Origin of the sequence: Lacipirellula limnantheis, assembly GCF_007746075.1 — a bacterium.
GTDB classification, from domain to species: Bacteria; Planctomycetota; Planctomycetia; order Pirellulales; family Lacipirellulaceae; genus Lacipirellula; species Lacipirellula limnantheis.
Genome location: NZ_CP036339.1, coordinates 2,082,756 through 2,104,206 on the forward strand (window position 1 = coordinate 2,082,756; position 21,451 = coordinate 2,104,206).

A 21,451-nucleotide genomic window follows, 5' to 3' on the forward strand; every position below is an offset into this window, starting at 1 on the left:
CCGCTACGCCAGCGCTCAAGCGAGCCGGGGCGTCCCGCCCCCGACGACCTGATCCCATCGATCAGCCCGACAAATTGTCCAAAGTTGTGACCATGCGTTCGCGTTTTGTCCAAATTGTCATGACAATTGAAAGCACCAAATCCGCACGAGAAATAGCAACGAAACTTCATGCGACCGACCACGTATTGCCATCGACGCTCAACTTGTCCTCCGTGACAAAACGATCGGCAGCGACGTAGACGCCAACGGCGAACATTCATCATGCGACTTCCAATCATCACACTGGCGCTCCTCATGCTGGCCTGTTGGCCGGCTGCGACCGCGCGCGGCGAACTTCAAGGTTTCATCACCGCGCGGGGCGACCAGCTGTACGACGGCGGCAAACCGTTCCGCTTTATCTCCTTCAACATCCCCAATCTCCAGCTCATTGAAGACAACTTTGCCGCCGGAGCCAAAACGGCCTGGGCCTGGCCCGACGAGTTCGAACTCAACGATGCGCTCTCGTCCGTCCGGCAAATGGGCGGCACGGTCGCGCGGACGTACGTCCTCAGCGTTCGCCGCGAGGGGTCCGACATGGGCGACCACGTCTACGTCCGCGGGCCCGGCGAGTTCAACGAAGAAGCGTTCCGCTCGCTCGACCTCGCGCTCGCAGCGGCGAACCGGCACGGCGTGCGGCTCATCATCCCGCTGGTCGACAACTGGAAATGGCAGGGCGGCATCGGCGAATATGCGGCGTTCCGCGGCAAGCCGCCCGAGGCGTTTTGGACCGACGAGCAGGTGATCGCCGACTTCGAGGCGACGGTGCGGCACGTCTTGACCCGCGTCAACTCTCGCACCGGCGTCGCGTACCGCGACGATCCGGCGATCCTCGGCTGGGAGACCGGGAACGAACTCGACGCCCCGCCGGCGTGGACCGCTCGTATCGCGAAACTCATCAAGTCGCTCGATCCGAACCACTTGGTCATCGACGGCTACTCGCTCCACGGCGTCCGCGAGGAGTCGCTCGCCGACCCCAACATCGACGTCGTGACGACGCATCACTACCCCAACGTCGGCAAGGGCGAATACATCCAGCCAATTCGCGAGGCCCGCGCCAAAAGTCGCGGTCGCAAACCTTACTTCGTCGGCGAGTTCGGGTTCATCCCGCCGGAGGAGGTCGGCGCGGTGTTCGACGAAGTGATCAGTAACGGTACAAGCGGAGCGCTTCTTTGGAGCTTGCGGTTCCATCATCGCGACGGCGGCTTTTATTGGCATTCGGAGCCTTCCGGCCTGGCGCTCTACAAAGCATATCACTGGCCCGGCTTCGACAATGGCGCGGCCTACGGCGAGCGCGAGGTCTTGCAACTGACGCGGCGGAAGGCATACCAGATCCGCGGCGAGGAACTGCCGCCGATGGAAGTTCCGGCCCCGCCGCGGCTGGTGCCCATCACCGACCCGGCGGCAATCAGCTGGCAAGGCTCAGCGGGCGCGTCGAGCTATACCGTCCAACGCTCGGGCGATCCGACCGGACCTTGGTCGACATTGGCGGACGGCATCGACGATGCGGCGATTCAATACCGACCGCTGTTCAGCGACGCCTCGGCGGAACCTGGACGGCGTTACTTTTACCGCGTGACCGCGAACAACGCGGCGGGCGCGTCGGCCCCGTCCGAAGTGGTCGGGCCAGTGACGGCGGAGTGCGTGACGCTGGTCGATGCATGCCGCGATCTCTCCCAGGTCCATCATGCCGCCGGCGACGTAAAACCGACGACCGGCGACGATCGCCGCCGCCGTGAAGATCAGCAGCGGATCCGCATCCCGGCCGGCGGATCGGTGACCTACCGCGTAGAGTCCCCCCTCGATTCGTTCGACGCCGAGCTGTTTCTCGTCGATGACGCGGCCGACGGAGCGGCGGCCGTCGACGTTGCCGTCTCCAGCGACGGCGTCGCGTTCTCGCCGCTACGGGCGAGTGCGAGACTTGTTGATGGCCATCAAGTTGACGCCGACTACGGCTACCTGCCTCGCCTCCGGCTCGCCGCGAGCGAGATTCCCGATGATACGCATTACCTCCGGCTTACCCCCCGTCAGGTGGTCGAGCTGTCGCATCTCATGCTGCGCGGGGGGAGAGTCTCGGCCTCTGTCCGGGACGTTTCAGACGCGGGCGTAAAAAAACGCGGTGAGAGGTGAAAAATGGTGGACATCGCTGGCGATCCTGACTATCATGCCGTTGTTCAACTATTTGAGCGGAGTTTCGCGGAGAAACTTGCTCAAGTATTTGAGCGACCCAGGCAAACTCATCCGCGGGACCCGTTCGGAGATCCCTGACAGGTTCGGGCCGGCTGGCGACGTGCATCGGTTAGCACATCGGCGGACTCGGCGCGCCATAACGATCAGGCGGTCATTGCAAGTCGTTTTCACGGCTGGGCTTGCTCCTCGACTAACTTGTTCTCCCTTGTCGTCGCTTGGCCTCGACAAGGCTTTCAGATCGGCAACATCTGTTCTTTTCAACTCTGAGGTGGGAGGAGTCTCATGAAGATTTGTGGGAGGGCAACTCAGCTCGCGATCGCCATCGCAGCTCTCGCGTGGGGAAGCATCGCGCACGCGCAACTTCCCGGCGTGTTGTATACCTGGAACGGCACCGGGGATATTCAGCAGTGGAAGCAAAACTTCGGATCGAACCTCGGTCTGCTCGACAATCTCACGGCGGGGCAGTTGACGATCATCGAAACCGGACCGGTATCGGCCGAAATGTCGATCAGCGATGACGCGAATCGTCGTTTGGAGAGCAGCACCGCGGGCGGCGGTCTCGATCTGACCGGGCTCGATTTTCTCGAATTCGATCTGGGACACAGCGGACCGAATCCGGTCAACGTCCAGTTCTATGTGCAGGCTTCCACGGGATTCAATTTCGTAGCGTTGGGACCCGACGTGCCGGTGCTGCCGGGGATGAACACCTATTCGCTATCGCTGGCTGGGCTGAACTACGCCCAGCAGGCGTACATCCGCACCGTTGGCTTTACGGTACGGGCTCATGCGACGGACCCGCCGCTCGTGTGGGCGTTGCAGGAAGTCCGCAGCGCCGGCACGCCGCTGACGATCCGCGACTTGGCGACTCATGACCTTGGTTCGTCCGACGGCGGCAAGCAGGGCGCGTTCGTTAATTTCGACAACGCGGCGGTGCTGGGGAACGACGGCGGCCAGAATCAGACAGGGTTGTCGCAGAACGTTTCCGGCAGCGGCTCGTTGCAATGGACCGACAAGGGGGGCGGCAACGGCGCCGCCATCGCCTGGGGCAACGGCACCACGTATAGCGGCAACACGTTTAACGAACGATTGACGAGCCTCAACGGCTATCAGACCGTGACCTACCGCATGTCGGCGGCCGACGTCGCGGGCGGCAGCCAGAGCGGCGCCATCGACGTGCAGGCCTACTTTCAGACTGGCAGCGGCTTCAGCTATCAGTCGCCAGGGACGTTGTCCTTGCCGGTTGACGGCGCGTTCCATGACCTGACGTTCGACATCTCGTCGATTACGGACCTGCAGAACGTGCAGTTTTCAGGCGTTAATCTTGGTTCGCACGCGAACGACGTGGTGATTAACGTCGACCTGATCCGTTACGCAGCGATTCCGGAACCGACGGCTCTGGCGCTCGCTGGGCTGGCGGTTGTGGCGGGCTTGGCCGTTCGCAGGCGTTCTCGATAGTGATTTTTAAGGCGGCACAGCGTCGCGCCGGCCGGGGCATCGCTCCGGCCGGCGGCGGCGAACTTTTAGCGACTGGTGAATAGAACAGAGAACCAAATCAATCGCGGTAGGCGCGTATTGCTTCAGGAGAATTATGCATGGGCAACAATCTTCGTAGTCGAATCGTCGCATTCTTGGGAACCACGCTGGTTGTATGCGGACTACTGACAAGCGGATCTGTCCATGGGCAGGGATTGCTCTATTCGTTCGAGACGCCCGACGATCTCGACACACCGGACTTGAACGAAGGCCTGGAGGGGTGGGACCTGAGCGGCTTCGGCACTGCCATTGGCGTCAACACCTCGACTAACGGCGCCAGTCAAGGGACTCACAGCATGCGAGTCGAGAAGGCGCCAGGGTTCAGTTGGGACGTCAACACCTCCGTTTCCTCTGGCGATATCTACGACAAGTTCAATACGGTTGCGGCCAATCTGGCCGGTTACACGCTCGATTTTGACGTCACGCTGACGCCAGATAGCTTTTCGGCCGTCAGTGCGCCGGGCAGCTTTTTCCTGATGAACGTCGCGGCCAACAGCGACTCGCCAAACTTTCCGTCGGTGTTCAACGTCACCCCCAATCTTCTCAACCAAATCGGCAAGTTCCCGGTGAGTATTCCGATGACGAGCTTGCCGGTGGCCGAAAACTCCAGCTACTACCAACTGAACATCGGCTCGAACAGCACCCACACGGCCGGACCAAACGGGGAAGGCATCAGGTATTACGTCGACAACATTCGCTTCACTGCCTTGCCAACGTTCGTCGAAACGAAGCTCTTCTCGTGGGAGACCCCGGACAACCCCGAGACCGCGGTGAACGAGCAGTACGAAGGTTGGACCGAAGGCTTTAATCCTGGACACGTCCACTCGATCAGCACGCTTGGGGCGACGGACGGGACCTCGACGCTGCAGATCGATCGAACGGGCGTCTCTTCCGGCTTCAGTTGGGGGAGTCAGTTCACGATCAGCGGCGGCGCGGCGAACCCAGCTGGGCAGGCGATCATCGATCAATTGGTCGCTGGGATCAACGGCGCAACCTCCATCGCGTTCGACGTCCGTTTTGACGATTCGTTCCCCAATTCGCCGACGTTCACGAAGTTCGGTCTACATGTAACGGATCACCGCGCCGATGACAGCTTCAGCTTTTTCGGCGGCGAAGGACCGAGCTTCAATGGCGTTCAGACGATCGGCGACACGGCGACCGTCACGATTCCGCTGACAAGCCTCGTCGACGGCACGCGCGGATCGCTGGCGAGCGCTGGCTTGACGGTCGGGACCGACTTCCTGCGCATCGGCATCTCGACGAACACGAGCGGCGGCGGCATCTACCAGATCGACAATTTCCGCCTGCTGTCGGTCGCGCCGACATTGGCGGCTGACTTCAACGACGACACGAAGGTCGACGCTGCCGATCTCGCCATTTGGAAATCGGGCTTTGGATCGAACGCCACCGGGGACGCCGACGGCGACGGGGACTCGGACGGGGCCGATTACCTGGTCTGGCAGCGTGAATTCGGCAGCGGCGTGACGGCGAATGCCGCGGTTGGCGCCGTGCCGGAGCCGAGTTCGTTGGCGCTGGCGGCCGGATTGATGATGGCGGCGGCGGCGTTTCGCCGGCGCTAAGCATCGCAGTCGCGATGCAGGCGAGTCTGCGGCTGAGCGATCACAACGCGGGAATTGGTCGATTGGGACTGATTTGGAATAGTAGAATGGGTAACCGTGCCATGGAGGACTTGATGCCTCTCCGCAGGAAGGGTCGAGCGACGGACGGCGGCTTCACGTTGGTGGAACTGCTGGTGGTGATCGCGATTATCGGCGTGCTGGTGGCGCTATTACTGCCGGCGGTCCAGGCGGCGCGCGAGGCGGCGCGGCGGACGAAGTGCGCGAACAATCTGCGCAACCTGGCGTTGGGCGCGATCAATTATCACGATACGAAGCAGCACTTTCCGCTGCCCACGACCAATCGAAAAGGGACGAACGACGATCCCATTCGCGATCAGCGTCTCTTTTCGAATTGGGCGATCGCCGTCTTGCCGTACATCGAGCAACAGACGTTGTTTAACCGATTTCAGATTAGCGATACCATCCGGCTTTGGAATCCGGGCAACGACGTGAATCTCGAACCGCGCGGGCAAGAGATCGAGGTGATGCTCTGCCCAAGCGATACGGGCCCCGGTCAGAAATTCGCCGACAGCGGGGGGAATTGGGCGCGCGGGAACTACGGGTTGAACGGATTTCAGTTCTGGCCGAATTCATTCTTGGCACGCGAAGCCGCCGGCGACGCCGCCGCGGGGACGACTGACTTCTCAAAGTACCTCGACTTCGCCATTGGCATGGGTGGCATCAATGGTCCGGTGATGAACATCAAGCGGATAACGGATGGCACCACCAATACGATCATGCTCGCTGAAATGCGCGTCGGTCTGAGTCCGCGCGATCGCCGCGGCGTTTGGGCGATGGGCATGTGCGGTTCTAATTTTCATTGTCGTCATGCGTACAATGGGGTGACCGGGCCGAACTCTTGCAAAGATGGCGGGGACGACACCTACGGCGCGCCGAACGTCATTGCCGACGTTGGCGAGGCGACGATGCGGCAGGAGTGCATGCACACGAACGAGGACAACAGCGGCCAGTCGACGGTCCGCAGTCGGCATGCGGGAGGCGCTTTTATCGCGATGGCCGACGGCAGCGTCAAATTCGTTAGCGATTTCATCGACGGCGGCAGCGTGGGCACGGGCGGCTATCTCGGTTCGACGCCGCCAGGAGTTGATATTCTCGAACAGAATTTCGGCGCCTGGCAGCGGTTGAACGTCTCTGCCGACGGGTTCGTGGTCGGTCAACCTGATACTTGAGCAGCGTTCGCATGGAGCAGGCGTCGATGGGGGGAATGAGATGCGCGTGGGCCGCTCGGTGGCTGGTCGTCGCCGTCTGCCTCGGTTGCGGCAACGGTAGCCCGTTTGACTATGTCCCCGTCTCGGGCACGCTCACTTATGAGGACGGCACGCCGATTTCGGCCGGCGGCATCGAACTACAGTTCTTCGCGCAAGACGCCAAGCCGGTCAATGGCGCCCACGCGCGGCCCGCGGGAACAAAGGTCGACGCCAGCGGCAACTTCGTCAACGTCACGAGCTACAAATACGGCGATGGGCTGGTGCTGGGAAAACACAAAGTCTCGATCGACTACGCGACCGACGCCAAGGGCAAGCTGCTCGTCCCGAAGGAATACACGCACGGCGGAACGACGCCGCTGATTGTTGAAATAACGGAAGATTCGGCGGAGGCGCCGCTGGAGATCAAAGTGCCGCGTCCTTAGCAGGTATTGCGGTTCAAGGAGCAGTCGATCGTTGGTAAGCGCCATTTCCAAGTTACGAACGCTCGGTTGCTTCCTGCTGGCCTTGGCCGCCAGCGGGCAGGCGTCGCTCTTCGCGCAGAATCTGCGCTATGAGGCTGAAACTGCCCAGCGCACCGGCGTCAACGTTGCGAGTTCCGTCGGCGGGTATTCGGGAACCGGATACGTCACGGGCTTCGACAGCGGCGCTGGAACCGACAAGGTGCAGTGGCAAGTTGACGTACCGAACGGCCTCTACGAGATGTGGGTCGGCTATCGCTCGCAGTTCGGCCCCAAGGGATACAACTTCCACGTCGACGGCGAAGGCGGGAGCGGCATGTTCGACCAGTCGAACGCGTTCACGACGGATCGCGCTGGCCTCTTCAATTTGCAGAACGTCACGAACACGTTTTCCATCGAGCAGAGTTGGGGCTACTACGACGTCGACTACGTCGAGTTTCGGCCGTTTACGCCGCCGACGCTTGCGCCCGTCTCGTCGCAACTGGTCGACGACGAGGCGAACGCCCGGACCCGCTTCCTCATGAACTATCTCACCGACATGTACGGCGAGAAGACCCTGTCGGGGCAGCAGCACAATGTCAGCCAGAACCAGTCGTTTCCGGGCGCGACCTACCTCGCCAAGTCGGGGGGCCTGACGCCGGCGATTCGCGGGTCGGACTTCATGGAATACTCGCCGTCGCGTCGGCAGTTCGGGTCCAACCCGCGCAATGAGACGGAACAGACGATCGCCTGGGCTCAGCAAACGGGCGGCGTCGTGTCGATGATGTGGCACTGGAATGCGCCGGCTAACCTCATCAATACCTCGGGTAAAGAGTGGTGGAGGGGCTTCTACACCGACGCCACGACGTTCAATCTCCCGGGAGCGCTGGCGAACCCTGCCGGCAGCGACTACCAATTGCTACTGCGCGACATCGATGCGATTGCCGTGGAACTGCAGAAGTTCGAAACGGCTGGCGTCCCGGTCATTTGGCGGCCGCTGCACGAGGCGCAAGGGGGCTGGTTCTGGTGGGGGGCTCATGGGCCCGACACGTTCAAGCAGCTGTGGAACCTCACCTACGACCGGCTGACCAACCATCACGATCTCCACAATCTTATTTGGGAATTCACCTCCTCCGCGGCGGAAGGTAACTTTCGCGATTGGTACCCGGGCGACGACGTCGTCGACATGATCGGTCTCGACATTTACACCGACGCCAGCGCTAGCATGAGTGGACAGTGGTACGACATGGTCGAGGAGTACGACGGCCGCAAGATGATCGCTCTCTCGGAAACAGGGACGCTTCCCAATCCGACCGTGATGGAACAGTGGGGCATCAACTGGAGTTACTTTTCGCCCTGGAGCGGCTCCTTCGTCGACGCGTTCACCGCCCAGCAATTGCAGGCCACTCTCGGGCACGAAAACATCATCACGCTCAACGAGCTGCCGATGATGCCCTGGAATGCCGCGGCGCCGGTGTCAGCCGACTTCAACGGCGACGGGCTCGTCGACGGCAACGACTTGCTGGTGTGGCAGCAGCAACTCGGTCAGAGCGGCGACCTCGCAGCCGACGGCAACGGCGACGGAGCCGTCGATGCGGATGATCTGGCCGTGTGGCGCAGCCAATTCGGGCAGAATGCGGGCGCCGCCGGGCAGGCGAGTGTGCCGGAACCTGCCGCGATCGTCATGCTGGGCGTTGCGGTCGCGACCTCGCTCGCGGCCAGGCGCTGGCGGCATACCGCCCGACGCTGCTAGCGTCCTCGCGCTGCAGTATCGATCTTGACCGATCCGTCAATCCGGGCCACATTCCGCTCATCTTGCGCTGGCCGGAGGCCTGCGCCTCCCCGCTTACTTGCTTTCTGCGCAATGGAGTGACGTGATGAAGCGAGACCTCGACCTGGCCCGCCAGCTGCTGTTGGAAATTGAAAATCGCGGCGCCGATTGTTCGGTGAGCGTTCTGCGCACCGGCCCGAACCACGAGGCCGAAGAGCGCGTGCGTTATCACCTGCGGCTGCTGATCGACGCCGGACTGCTGAAGGAAGTCGACCGCACTGCCGGCGGCGTGCCCTGCCTGCGCCTGACCGATGCGGGTCACGAGACGATCGAGTTGACCCGCAGCGAATCGCGGTGGCGCGAGGCCAAGTTCGCCTGTCAGGAACGAACCGGCGGCCTGTCGCTCGCCGTCATCCGCAGCCTGCTCGCCCATTGGGCGTTCGAGGCGCCGCGTGCTCGTCCTCGTCGCCGCTACTCCCTGGAGGCGCCGGTATTGGTCGAAGGTCGCTACCGCGGACGCCGGGCGCCCTATCGGTTCGACTCGCTCATTGACGAGGAAGTCGACGCCATCGCCGACGACGATGTTCGCTATGTGCGCGTGCGGCCCAGCCGCCTCGATGGCTGGCGGTACGATGGGATCGACGCGGACGCCATCCGCCCCGCGGACTTTGCCGTGGAACCGACGCTGCCGGAGTATTTGCTCTAACCAGCTCGCCAGCAAGCTTGCCACTGACAGAGCCGTCGCTCCGAGGGGAGCGGCGGCTTTTTTGATCGTCGAACGCCGTCAAGAATTAGCGGAATTTCCAGTGCGTTCGCGTGTTTTTCCTGCATCCGCGCCACTTGCTTGCGCGAAGTATTGGCATGCGGAAACGGATTGCCATCATTGGAGCCGGAGTGAGCGGACTCGTCGCCGCCCGTCTGCTCTCGGAGCGGCACGACGTCACGCTCTTTGAGGCGGCCGGTCACCTGGGGGGCCATGCGCGGACCGTGGAGTTTGAGGCCTACGGCCATAGGTTTGCGGCCGACGTCGGTTTCATGGTCTTCAACCATCAGACGTATCCCAACTTTGCGCGGATGCTGGCCCGCCTCGGGGTCGCTTCGCAGCCGAGCGACATGAGCTTCAGCGTGCGGATCGACGAGTGCGATCTGGAGTACCAGGGAAGCTCGCTCAACGGCTTGTTCGCGCAGCGCCGCAACCTGGCTCGGCCGACGTTCCTGCGGATGCTCCGCGACGTGGTGCGATTCAATCGAGACGCCTCGCGAGCGCTGACGGGCGCCCTGGCGGAGTCTCCTGAGCTCACGCTGGGCGAGTTTGCGGCCGACGCGGGCTACTGCCGCGAGATGCTCGACCACTACTTGTTGCCGATGACCGCCGCCATCTGGTCGGCCCCGCCGCGCGCCGTCGAGCAGTTTCCAGCCGCGTTCCTGTTCCGGTTCTTCCAGAACCATGGACTGATCCAGCTCCGTGACCGGCCTCAGTGGCGGACGATCGCCGGCGGGTCGCGCCGCTATGTCGAGGCGCTGGCCGAACCGCTGCGCGAGGCCGCCGCCATTCGCGAGAACTCCCAGATTGTTGCGGTGGAGCGAATGAATGCGGGGGGCGTGAGGCTCCGCGACGCGGACGGCGACGCGGGGCGTTTTGACGCCGCCGTCCTGGCCACCCATGGTCCGCAGTCGCTGCAGCTACTAACCAACCCCCAACCGATCGAGCGCGAAGTCCTTGGTTGCTTCGTTACGCAGCAGAACCTAGCCGTTCTGCACACTGACGTTTCCCATCTTCCGCGCCGCCGGCGGGCCTGGGCCAGCTGGAACTACCGCGTCGACGGCGACGCAACACGCCCAGCTACCGTCACTTACGACCTAAACCGTTTGCAACGACTCGGCGCCCCGGCCCCGCTTTGCCTGACGCTGAATCCGGCGACGCCAATTGCGGCGAAAACGGAATTAGCTCGCTTCGAGTTTGCGCACCCGCTCTACTCAAACGCGGCCATCGCGGCGCAAAGGCGGTGGCCGGAACTTCACCAGCAGGACGCGATTGCATTTTGCGGGGCTTACTGGGGCAACGGTTTTCACGAAGATGGCGTGACCAGCGCCCTGGCGGTTTGCCGGCGCTTCGGAGTAGGACTGGACGACCTGATTCCATGCAGAGCTGCCTCTACCAGGGAAACGTCTTCCACGTTCGTCGCCACCCCGTAATTCACCGTTTTCGCTACCCGGCGGCAATGGCGTATCTCGACCTGGACGAAGCATCGGACTTGTGTGAGCGGAGCTGGCTCGTCTCGACGTCGCGCTGGGCGCCGCTGGCCTTCCGAGCCCAGGACCACGCAATCGGAGAGGACGTCGCCTTGCCCAATGTCGGCGAGGTTGACGGGCCTGGGCAACTGGCCAACGATATCCGCCGCCATGTGGCGCGTGTGACGGGCCGCGACTGCCGTGGGCCCGTCCGCCTCCTCACGCAGTTTCGCCACTTCGGGTGCTACTTCAGTCCACTAAATCTTTTCTACTGCTTCGGGTCACCGGGCGACGAAACGCCCCAAGCGATCGTGGCCGAAGTCAGCAATACCCCGTGGAACGAGCGACGGCTCTATGTGCTGCACGCCGGCAACCAACGGACAGGGCAGGGGAGCGCGCTCCGTTATCGCCACGAGAAGGACTTCCACGTTTCGCCGTTCATGGGGCTTGATGCCGCTTACGATTGGCGGCTAACTGTTCCGGACGAACACTTGCGCGTGCGTATTCGTTCTACGACCGGCGCCGGCCCGCCGTTCGAGGCGGCGATGTCGCTCGAGCGTCGGCCCTGGAGCGATCGAGCGTTAGCCTCACTACTTGTCCGCTTTCCTGTTTCCGGCCTGCAAATCCTTGCCGCCATTTATTGGCAGGCGTTTCGACTCTGGCGCAAGCGATGTCCGTTTTACCCTCATCCGAACTCGATTTGCGCGGCCGCGTAGGTCGTCGGCCGCGCGGCTCCGCTGCTCCGAGCGCAGGGGCGTCCCCGTTGCCGGCGCTTGGGAGGGCGGACCGTTGGCTCCGTCGGCGGTTGATCGACCGGTTGACGGCGCTCGACCTCGACGGCGTCGATCTCGTCGACGGAGACGGCGTTCATGCTTTCGGGGGCGAGCAGAGCCTCGATCCTGCCCGCGACGCTGACCGTAGTCAGGCGGCGATTGCCGTGCAGGATCCGAAGTTCTATCGCTCGGTCGCCTTGGGCGGCAGTCTCGGCTTTGGCCGAGCGTACGTCGACGGCGAATGGACGACCGCTGACTTGCCGACGCTTCTGCAGCGACTGGCCCGCGCTACGGTCGGGCGCTCGACAGCCGATGGTCCCGCGAGTTGGCCAGCGCGGATCGTCGGATCGGTCCGCAAGCTTGGGCGCCGCAATACCCGCAGCGGCAGCCGGCGAAACATTCATGCCCATTACGACCTGAGCAACGAATTTTTCGCCCTCTTCCTCGACGAATCGATGACTTATTCGTGCGGAATTTTTGAGAGCCCGGAGACCACGCTGGCCGAGGCGCAATACGCGAAGTACGACCGGATCGCCCAGGGCTTACAGCTGACCGCGGGAGACCACGTTATTGAAATTGGCTGCGGTTGGGGAGGTTTCGCCGAGCATGCGGCAAGCCGGTACGGCTGCCGAGTCACGGGCATCACCATCTCGGAGGAGCAGTTCCAATTTGCGCGGCGGCGCATCGCCGCGGCGGGGCTCGCGGACCGGGTGGAAATCCAACTGTGCGACTACCGAGATGTTCAAGGGCAGTTTGATAAGCTCGCTTCCATCGAAATGATCGAAGCGGTCGGGCACGAGTTCCTGCCGACCTTCTTCGCGAAGTGTTCGTCGCTGCTCAAACGGGACGGATTGATGATGCTGCAAACCATCACCATCCCCGACCAGCGCTACCAGCAATATCGACGCGGCGTCGACTTCATCCAGGAGTACATTTTTCCGGGCGGGCATGTTCCCTCGCTCGGCGCCATTTGCCAGGCGGTCGCCGAGTCGACGGATCTGCAACTCTTGGAACTGGCCGATTTCGCGGGCGACTACGCGCGTACGCTTCTCAGTTGGCGCGAGTCGTGTCACACGAACGCGCGGCCAATCGCGGCCCTCGGCTTCGACCAACGCTTTCAACGCACGTGGGACTACTACCTCAGCTATTGCGCGGCGGGATTCATGGAGCGCCACATAGGCTTGGCCCAGATCTTGTTCGCCAAGCCAAAGGCGCGATAGTTGATGACCGTCGACGTGATCCTGCCGCTCTGCATTGGCCTGGTCTTCTCAGCCGCGGCGATGACGGCGCTGTGGCGGGTGCAGCGGCGGACCGGCAATGCGGGGATCGTCGACGTGGCGTGGGCGGGACTGGTGGGCGGACTTGGCGTCTTCTTTGCCGCTTGGCCTGCCGGCATTGCGTGGCTGCGTGGGCTGGCGGCCGTGATGATTGCGGTCTGGTCGCTCCGACTGACGGCGTATCTTTACCGGCGCGTCGTTGGACATCCGGAAGAGGGACGTTACGCCGACTTGCGTCGTCGGTGGGGGCCTGACGCTTCGCGGAAGTTCTTTCAGTTCTTCCTCTTCCAAGCCGTCGCCGCGTGCGTGTTCGCCACGCCGATCTTGGCGATCGCTCGCAGCTCCGCCCCGCCCCCTTGGTGGTGCGTTGCGCTGGCGGTCGTTGTCTGGGGCGTTGGCATCGTCGGCGTCTCCCTCGCCGATTGGCAGCTTGCCCGATTCAAGCTGCGTCCCGAAGCGAAAGGGCGTACTTGCCGCGACGGCCTTTGGCGTTATTCGCGCCACCCGAATTACTTTTTCGAGTGGGTCCACTGGAACAGCTACGTCCCGTTGGCCGTCGCCTCAGCCTACTGGTGGGCTCCCGTGTTCGTCGCGTGCGGACTACTCTATCTGCTCCTTTTCGTCACCGGCATTCCGCCGGCCGAGGCCCAATCGCTGGCAAGTCGCGGCGACGATTACCGCGATTACCAGCGGACAACCAATTCCTTTTTTCCCTGGCTGCCGCGCGCCGAAAGCTAGCGTCGCTCGGGCAAGTTGTCGAGGTCGATGGCGGGCGACCCGCCAGCCTTCGGCCGCCGCATGAACGACGGATTCGCTTAAAGATGGCGCCGAGCTCCGAATCCCATGATGATACAACTTGCCGAGCGACGGTTGCTTCCCGACGTGGTGATCCGCGGCGGCATTCGACGCCTGCTGGCGCAGCGCTTGGAGCGCGAACGCACGGCGATGCCTCAGGGCGCCTCGCAGCGCAGCGCGGCGCTGCGGCGGCTATTCGCCGAAGGCGCCATTGCCGAAGAAACGGACGCCGCGCGCCGCCAGCATTACGAGGCCCCGACTGAGCTCTTTCTGGCGATGCTCGGACCACGTCTGAAGTACAGCGGATGCCTGTGGGAAGCCGGCGTCGACGATCTTGCGACCGCCGAGGAAGCGATGCTCGCGCTGACCTGCGAACGGGCGCGAATTGCCGATGGTCAACGGATTCTTGACCTCGGGTGCGGCTGGGGGTCGCTCAGCCTGTGGATGGCTGAGCGCTATCCCAATGCCGAGATCGTCGCCGCGTCGAATTCGCGCACGCAGCACCAGTTCATCATGAAGCGGGCCCTGGAGCGCGGGTTGCTCAACGTGCGGCATGTCGTCCTGAACGTCGCCGACTTCGCCAGGCAGGAAGGGACCGCCTCCGCCGCGAGCGAGCTTGGGAACGACGAGCGATTCGATCGAATTGTCTCCGTCGAAATGTTCGAGCACATGCGGAACATCGACCGACTACTGCGCCACCTTGCCGGCTGGATTCAGTCCGATGGCCGTCTGTTCGTCCATATTTTCTCCCATCGCGAGCTATTCTATCGCTTCGTCGACGAGGGACGGGATGATTGGATGGCGCGGCACTTCTTCACGGGCGGAGCGATGCCGCCGCTCGATCTGTTTGAGCACGTGCCCGGACCTTTTCAGTTGCGTCAGCGTTGGGAGACGGGCGGCGAGCACTACGCGCGAACTTGTCGGGCGTGGCTCGACAACCTCGACGCCGCTGGCGCCGCCGTGCAGCGTCGTTTTCGGCAGGATCTCGCTCCCGCCGACGCGCGAAGGCAATTCCAGCGTTGGCGGATGTTCGTGATGGCGTGCGAAGAACTCTTTGCGTACGACGGCGGCCGGCAATGGGTGGTGAGCCATCACCTGCTGGCTCCGGCGTAGCACTCGGTAAAGACCGGCCCCGTTGCTATTTCAGCCGACCAGCCGCTAAAACAGCGGAGAACGGGCCTTTGCCGAACTCACCCCGCTGACGGTTGGCGCCATGATTTCAACCACGCTTCTGTATCGCGCGACGCTGCTGGCCGGCGTCTGTTTCCCCATGGCGCTACCGATGAGAGGTCGGCTCCACGCCGCGGAGACGGAAGTCGGGCAGCGCGACTTCTCCGCCGAGGCTGAAGCGGCGCACCATGGCGATCGTTTTGAGACCCTGCGCGACCCGGAACTGCGGCGACACTACCTCGATCAAATAGAGAGCGGACAGCGACCCGAGTTGGAAAAAATGTGGTCGGGCCAGGCTGAACCAGGCCCGAGTAGCCCGCAGCCGCCACAACAGTTGCCGCCCGAAATTCGCCAGCTGCAACAGGCCCTGGGCGGCCCGCAGGTCGATCGGTACTCCTCGCTGCGAACTGAATCGGCAGCGGGAGATCCGCACCGTCCGCCCCTGAGTCACCCCGCCATCCCCGCAGCGGGCGCGATCCGGGCACTGCGCGACGGCGCCGCGAAACTCGACGAGATTGCCAATCGGCTGGAGCAGCTTGAGCTTTACCCCCAGGCCGATGCCCTCCGCCAGCAAGCGCAGCGGTTACGTCTTGATGCCCGCGGACCTGGCGCGTTGGCAATTCCAGCGGAAGCGGCGCCTCGCCCGACTCCTGCGCAGTGGTTCGATTCGGGCGCGCCAACGTTGCCTGACGGGGGAAGTCCGACGCCGCACCTGCGGCCTTCACGCCACGCGCCCGAGTTACGCCCCATGCCGTCCGCACCGATCGCGCCCCCCGCACTCGAACCGGTACCCCAACCGGAAAACCCGAGCGACCCGCCCAAGCCGCAGCCGTTGCTTGACTCGCCCGAGGCGACGCCGCAGCCCGACGTCGAGGTGGAGGGGTAAACGGACGAGCTCACATGCGGGCGTCATGCAGCCCCGCCGCGAAATGGCCGGAACCGTGTTGGTAATCGGCTGACGCCGCCATTGGATGGCAGTGGGAGTTGCGCTCGACCGTTGATTGACATTCCAATCTGCCCCCACTAGCCTAAAACATTACGGGCGGCCCGTTTGCGCAATTTGCGAAACGCCGACGCGCGCCGCCGCCCTCTCTTCGGGGCGCCTCGCCATCGCGCGCCGTCCGATCCTACCGCTTCGCTTTCCGGAACTCGCAGCAGAGAAGACGCCGCCATGGCTGATCGATTCGGGGACTTTCTCATCAAAAAGGGGATCATCGGTCCCGAACAGCTCCAAGAGGCGGAGACTGTCGCCAAATCGCGCCGACTGAAGCTTCAAGACGCCATCGTCCAGCTCGGCTACGCCAACGGCGAGCAAATCGCCAAGTCGCTGGCGAAGCTCCACGGCTACGAATACTACGACCTGAACAACGTCCCGATTCCCCCCGCGGTTGTCGAACTCGTGCCCGAATCGGTCGCCCGCGAAAACGCGGTCATTCCCTTCTCGGAAGAAAACGGCGCCCTCAAAGTACTGGTGAGCGATCCGCAAGACTTCGAAACCTTCGACAAGCTGCAGTTCATCCTCAACCGCAAGATTGAGATCGGCGTCTCGACCAAGGAAAGCATTCTCGAAGCCATCAACCGCAACTACGGCCAGGTCGACGGCGAATCGGCCGACTCGATGTTGCAGGAATTCACTGACACGGCGATCGACTTCACCGAAACCGAAGACGACGCCGCGAGCGATTCCGACGACGTCGTCGATGAAACCAGCGCCCCGATCGTCCGGCTCGTCCAGCTGATGATCGGCGAGGCGGTCCAGCTGCGGGCCTCGGACATTCACGTCGAGCCGTTCGAAGACCGCGTCCGCATTCGTTACCGCATCGACGGCATGCTGGTCGAACGCGACAGCCCGCCGCGGCGCTTGCTTGGCGCCTTGCTGAGCCGCATCAAGATTCTCGCCAAAATGGACATCGCCGAACGCCGCCGCTGCCAGGACGGCCGGATCAAGATCACCGCCGGCGGCAAGGAGCTCGACCTCCGCGTCAGCATGCTGCCGACGAATCACGGCCAATCGTGCGTCATGCGGCTGCTCGATAAGGACAACATCAAGGTCGGCGTCCGCCAACTTGGTCTCAGCGAAAAAGACTTCAAGGCGTTCAAGAACCTCATTCGCCGCCCGAACGGCATTTTGCTCGTCACTGGCCCCACCGGTTCGGGCAAAACGACGACGCTCTACGCGGCGATGAACGAGCTGAACCGTCCCGACCGCAAAATCATCACCGCCGAGGATCCGGTCGAGTACTACCTCCCCGGCGTCAATCAGGTGGAAGTCCGCCACAACATCGGGCTCGACTTTGCCAAGATCATCAAGGCGATGCTCCGGCAGGCGCCGAACGTCATTCTCGTCGGCGAAATGCGCGACCACGAAACGGCGTCGATGGGCATCCAGGCGTCGCTTACGGGCCACTTGGTGTTCAGTACGCTCCACACCAACGATGCCCCGGGCGCCATCACCCGCATGGTCGACATCGGCGTTCCCGCCTACCTGGTGGCGGGCAGCGTCATTGGCGTCCTGGCCCAGCGGCTTGTCCGCGTCAACTGCGCCAAGTGCAAGCAACCCTTCACGCCGTCGCCGGCCCAGCTGGAACTCGCCGGCATCACGCCCGAGCAGGCCGCCAAGGCCACGTTCATGAAGGGGGTGGGTTGTTCCCATTGCGGCAAGAGCGGCTACCGCGGCCGCATCGGCATTTACGAGCTGATGCAAATGAACTCGAAGGTCCGCGAGCTCTCGTTCCAGGGAGCCTCGACCCTAGAAATCCGCCGCGCCGCCGTCAAACAAGGCATGACCACCCTCTACGACGACGGCATCCTCAAGACCCTCCAGGGGATCACCACCCTTGAGGAAGTCTTCCGCGTTTCCAAGCGCGAGGCGGTCTAACATTGCCTGGCGCTGCGCCCAGCGCGTCCAGCGACGGGAGTGCCGCTCGGGTGGCGGTTGCGCCGATCGAGCGGGTCCCCGACCCCGTGCCCCCCGCTTCACGCCCTCTGATCCAGCCGCTCGCCACGCCACTTCCCGTCCCCGCCCGACCGCCATTATCCCGTTGAAACTCTTGAGTTTAGCCATCGCCCCCGACATAATGCCAAGGTAGGCGCAGAGCAGTTTTGAAGGGGGAAGCGCGGAGCACTCGGCCGCGTTGGCCGGAACAGCCAACGCGACGTCGCCTTCTTGCCTGGGCCGCTGGCTTTTCACACGGGAAGAGGCTTCCCGGATGGCGCCGCTCGCCCGACGCTGTGCGCCGACGTTACGGGAAAGAATCCATGGGAACGATCCTCATCGACAAGCTCCTCTCTGCTCAAGTCAAGCAGGGAGCGAGCGATCTCCATATCGCCGTCGGCCAGCCGCCGGTGTTGCGGCTGCACGGCCACATGCAGAAGCTCAAGACCAAGGTGCTCGAGCCGGCCGACACGATGGCGCTCATGAAGAGCATCACGCCCGAACGCTGCCAGCAAGAGTTCCAGGAAACTGGCAGCGCCGACTTCGGTTTCGCCTTCGGCGACCAGGCCCGCTTCCGCGTGTCGGTCTTCCGGCAAAAGGGCAACGTCTCGATGGTCCTCCGGCAGATTCCGGTCAACCTCATGTCGATGGACCAGCTCGGCCTGCCGCATATCTTCAAGGATCTCATTCTCCGCCCGCGCGGTCTGCTGCTCGTCACCGGGCCTACCGGTTCGGGCAAATCGACGTCGCTGGCGGCGATGGTTGATCATCTCAATACCACGGTCGATCATCACATCATCACGATCGAAGACCCGATCGAGTTCTATCACAACCACAAGAAGTCGACGGTCAACCAGCGCGAAGTCGGCGTCGACGTCACCTCGTTCGCCGAGGCGATTCGTCGCGCGTTGCGGCAGGACCCCGACGTCATCCTCGTCGGCGAATTGCGCGACCTCGAAACGATCGAGGCCGCCATCACCGCGGCCGAAACGGGCCACGTCGTGTTCGGCACGCTCCACACCAGTAGCGCCGCCGGCACGATCAATCGCGTCATCGACGTGTTTCCCAGCCATCAGCAGGACCAGATCCGCACGCAGCTCGCCACGGCGATCATCGGCATTCTCGCGCAGCAGCTCGTCCCCCGCATCGGCGGCGGCCGCGTCGCCGCCTTCGAGACGCTGGTCGTCACCCCCGGCATCGCGAACCTCATTCGCGAGAACAAGATTTTCCGCATTACCTCGGCCATTCAAACCGGCTCGAAATACGGCATGCAACTCCTCGACGATCACTTGTTTCAGCACTGGCGGAACGAGGTCGCCACGAAAGAAGACGTGCTGATGAAGTCCAACAGTCCCGACGACCTCGCCAAGCGCATCGCCGCCGCCGAACGCGGCATTTTCGACGAACCGCAAGCTAACGAAGGCAACTAGAAAGCGGTCAGCGATCAGCTGTCAGCTTTCAGCCAGAGAAGACGAAAGCCCACTCGACGATTAGTACGCAATCCACTCTGCAAGAGATTCAACAACCCGCATTAGCTGACTGCTGATCGCTGACCGCTGAGAGCTTCCCTCCATGGCCCAACGCCGCATCGGACAAATCCTGGTCGACCTCGGTTACGTCTCCGACGACCAGCTCGAATTGCTCCTCGAAGAGCAACATCAGCGCACTGGCCAACTTCTCGGCCAGGTCGCGCAGGACATGGGTCTGATCAATGACGATCAGCTGGCCCAGGCCCTTGCCGAACAACTTCACCTCCGCGTCGTCACGGTCACCGACCTCACGATCGACCCGAAGGTGATCGCCATGGTCACCGAGCCGATGGCGCAGATGTACCGCATCATCCCCACCGAGTTCGACGGCAACACGCTCACCGTCGCTATGTGCGACCCGCAGAATCTCGGCGTGCAGGACGAGCTGCGCACGTTCCTCGGCTTCAACATTCGCGTCGTCGTCGCCACCGAGCCCGGCATCCTCAAGGCCCTCGAGCGCTACTACGGCGAGAGCACCGAAAGCGTCGAGTCGATCGTCACGGCGATGGAGGAAGACTCCGAACTCGCCGCCGCCGCCGCGAAGGTCGCCGGCAACTCGGTCGATCTCACCAGCGTCGAGGCCCTCGCCGACAGCGCCCCCGTCCGCAAGCTCCTCAACATGGTGCTGCTGCTGGCGATCAAGGACCACGCGAGCGACTTGCACTTCGAGCCGTTCGAGGACGAGTTCCGCATCCGCATCAAGGCCGACGGCGTCCTCTACGAAATGGTGCCGCCCCCCCGCCACTTGGCCTTTGCGATTACCACCCGCATCAAGGTCATGGCGAACCTCGACATCGCCGAACGACGCATGCCGCAGGACGGCCGCATCGAGCTGACCGTCGGCGGTCACCCGGTCGATCTCCGAGTCAGCGTCCTGCCGACCATGTTCGGCGAGAGCGTCGTCATGCGGGTGCTCGACCGCTCGGTCGTGTCGCTCGACCTCCGCAACGTCGGCCTCGACGAAAAAACGATGGGGCAGTTCCGCGTCGCCATCAGCAAGCCGAACGGCATTGTCCTGGTCACCGGCCCGACCGGCTCCGGCAAAACGACCACCTTGTATTCTGCCCTGAATGAGCTCAACACAATCCACGACAAGCTCATCACCACCGAGGATCCGGTCGAGTACGACATGGAGGGGATCATTCAGGTCCCCATCGACGCCTCGATCGGCAACACGTTCGCCGCTTGCCTGCGCGCCATTCTCCGGCAGGACCCCGACAAGATTCTTGTCGGCGAGATCCGCGACCTCGAAACGGCCGAAATCGCCGTCCAGGCGTCGCTCACCGGGCACATGGTTTTCAGCACGCTCCACACCAACGACGCTCCCAGCACGATCACCCGCCTGAAAGATATGGGCGTGCCGGTGTTCATGATCAGCGCCACGGTCGAAGCGATTCTCGCCCAACGGCTCGTCCGTCGTATTTGCACGAAATGCCGCGAAGAGCACTCGCCGACCAAGGAAATGTTGGACGATTTGGAGCTTTCGCCCGCCGACCTCAAGGGAAAACGCTTTTTTCGTGGCTCTGGATGCGAAAATTGCAACAATACTGGGTACAAGGGACGCGTCGGTCTGTTCGAGCTGATGATCCTCAACAACGAGCTTCGCGAGATGATCATGCAGAACGCCTCGACCGACGATCTCCGCCAGGCGGCCCGCAAGAGCGGCATGGTCACGCTCCGCGACGCCGGCATGAAAGCTTGCTTCGAGGGAACGACCACCGCCGAGGAAGTCATCCGCGAAACGATTATGGAAGCGTAAGAGACGTCCGTGGTCAGTTGTCAGTAGCCAGTTGCCGGTTAGACCAAGCCAACTCCCGCCACTGACGACGGACCACTGACAACCGACAGAGTTAAAGGAACGGGACTGAGGACCCATTTCGGACAGCGTCGCTTCAGCGACCAGTCCGACGCTAAGGACCGCCGCA

General features: G+C 62.9%; 16 protein-coding genes. All 16 read left to right on the forward strand.

From position 1 onward, the window contains the following. Nucleotides 1-261 precede the first annotated feature (261 nt). Entirely contained in the window at nt 262-2,166 is a 1,905-nt protein-coding gene (locus I41_RS08200) for a glycoside hydrolase 5 family protein (RefSeq protein ID WP_145432086.1), read from the forward strand. A 342-nt stretch (nt 2,167-2,508) separates the two neighbouring features. Continuing rightward, on the forward strand, nt 2,509-3,681 hold the full coding sequence (locus tag I41_RS08205; RefSeq protein ID WP_145432087.1) for a PEP-CTERM sorting domain-containing protein: 1,173 nt from the start codon (nt 2,509-2,511) through the stop codon (nt 3,679-3,681). A 137-nt stretch (nt 3,682-3,818) separates the two neighbouring features. Next, complete coding sequence (locus I41_RS08210; protein ID WP_145432088.1) at nt 3,819-5,339, forward strand: hypothetical protein; 1,521 nt, start codon at nt 3,819-3,821, stop codon at nt 5,337-5,339. Between the two features lie 113 nt (nt 5,340-5,452). After that, nucleotides 5,453-6,568: a DUF1559 domain-containing protein gene (locus I41_RS08215; protein WP_168206763.1), complete on the forward strand. Its 1,116-nt coding sequence runs from the start codon at nt 5,453-5,455 to the stop codon at nt 6,566-6,568. A 35-nt stretch (nt 6,569-6,603) separates the two neighbouring features. Further along, on the forward strand, nt 6,604-7,029 hold the full coding sequence (locus I41_RS08220) for a hypothetical protein (protein WP_145432090.1): 426 nt from the start codon (nt 6,604-6,606) through the stop codon (nt 7,027-7,029). A 31-nt stretch (nt 7,030-7,060) separates the two neighbouring features. Next, a complete protein-coding gene (locus I41_RS08225) occupies nt 7,061-8,797 on the forward strand; it encodes a glycosyl hydrolase (RefSeq protein WP_145432091.1) in 1,737 nt (578 codons plus the stop codon). A gap of 124 nt (nt 8,798-8,921) precedes the next feature. Continuing rightward, entirely contained in the window at nt 8,922-9,521 is a 600-nt protein-coding gene (locus I41_RS08230) for a DUF2513 domain-containing protein (RefSeq protein ID WP_145432092.1), read from the forward strand. A 155-nt stretch (nt 9,522-9,676) separates the two neighbouring features. Further along, on the forward strand, nt 9,677-11,011 hold the full coding sequence (locus tag I41_RS08235; protein ID WP_145432093.1) for an NAD(P)/FAD-dependent oxidoreductase: 1,335 nt from the start codon (nt 9,677-9,679) through the stop codon (nt 11,009-11,011). Then, complete coding sequence (locus tag I41_RS08240) at nt 10,957-11,763, forward strand: DUF1365 domain-containing protein (RefSeq protein WP_145432094.1); 807 nt, start codon at nt 10,957-10,959, stop codon at nt 11,761-11,763. The genes I41_RS08235 and I41_RS08240 overlap by 55 nt, the downstream gene beginning before the upstream one ends. After that, nucleotides 11,718-13,040 carry an SAM-dependent methyltransferase gene (locus I41_RS08245; RefSeq protein ID WP_145432095.1) on the forward strand — a complete coding sequence of 441 codons (1,323 nt, stop codon included), beginning with the start codon at nt 11,718-11,720 and terminating at the stop codon, nt 13,038-13,040. Before I41_RS08240 ends, I41_RS08245 begins: the two co-directional genes overlap by 46 nt. Nucleotides 13,041-13,043: 3 nt before the next feature. Further along, entirely contained in the window at nt 13,044-13,835 is a 792-nt protein-coding gene (locus tag I41_RS08250; RefSeq protein WP_145432096.1) for a DUF1295 domain-containing protein, read from the forward strand. Between the two features lie 105 nt (nt 13,836-13,940). Continuing rightward, nucleotides 13,941-15,005: an SAM-dependent methyltransferase gene (locus tag I41_RS08255; RefSeq protein ID WP_145432097.1), complete on the forward strand. Its 1,065-nt coding sequence runs from the start codon at nt 13,941-13,943 to the stop codon at nt 15,003-15,005. Between the two features lie 100 nt (nt 15,006-15,105). Beyond that, nucleotides 15,106-15,948: a hypothetical protein gene (locus I41_RS08260; protein ID WP_145432098.1), complete on the forward strand. Its 843-nt coding sequence runs from the start codon at nt 15,106-15,108 to the stop codon at nt 15,946-15,948. A gap of 285 nt (nt 15,949-16,233) precedes the next feature. After that, nucleotides 16,234-17,940, forward strand: coding sequence for a GspE/PulE family protein (locus tag I41_RS08265; RefSeq protein ID WP_145432099.1), 1,707 nt, complete (start codon nt 16,234-16,236; stop codon nt 17,938-17,940). Between the two features lie 380 nt (nt 17,941-18,320). Continuing rightward, nucleotides 18,321-19,427, forward strand: coding sequence for a type IV pilus twitching motility protein PilT (locus I41_RS08270; protein ID WP_145432100.1), 1,107 nt, complete (start codon nt 18,321-18,323; stop codon nt 19,425-19,427). Between the two features lie 142 nt (nt 19,428-19,569). Continuing rightward, nucleotides 19,570-21,285 (forward strand): GspE/PulE family protein, encoded by a 1,716-nt coding sequence (locus I41_RS08275; RefSeq protein WP_145432101.1) that lies wholly within the window; start codon nt 19,570-19,572, stop codon nt 21,283-21,285. Nucleotides 21,286-21,451 lie beyond the last annotated feature (166 nt).